Below are 427 nucleotides of genomic sequence, written 5' to 3'. Positions count from 1 at the left end.
CGGCGACCGGCGCCTCGGCTGCGGGCTCCGGTGCCGGCTCCGCTGCGGCCGCGACGAGCACGACCGGCTCGGACTCCGGCGCCGCGGCCGGCTCCGGCTGAGGGGCGGCGGGGGCGGCGGGGGCCTCGGCGGCCACCGGCTCCGCGGGCGCCATCACGGGCTCGGGGACCACGGCGGGCTCGGGGACCACGGCGGGCTCCGCCGCCATGACGGGCTCCGGGACGACGACGGGCTCCGGGACGACGGCCGGCTCCGGCGCCATCACGGGCTCGGCCGCCATCACGGGCTCGGGGACCACGGCGGGCTCGGGGACCACGGCGGGCTCCGCCGCCATCACGGGCTCCGGGACGGCCGCGGGCTCCGGCTCCGCCGACCACGGGGCGCCGGCCTGCGGCGGGGTCTCCCCCGGCTGCGGCGCGGCCTGCAC

1 pseudogene is annotated in these 427 nt (G+C 83.6%); it reads right to left on the bottom strand.

Annotated features, from left to right (window positions below):
• Positions 1-427: pseudogene (locus K7B10_RS40595) on the bottom strand (nicotinate-nucleotide--dimethylbenzimidazole phosphoribosyltransferase); the annotation flags it as partial.

Source organism: Streptomyces flavotricini (assembly GCF_020639365.1).
Lineage (GTDB): Bacteria > Actinomycetota > Actinomycetes > Streptomycetales > Streptomycetaceae > Streptomyces > Streptomyces flavotricini.
The sequence above is the reverse complement of the archived record's forward strand: the minus strand, read 5'-3'. Positions and strand labels throughout refer to the sequence as shown.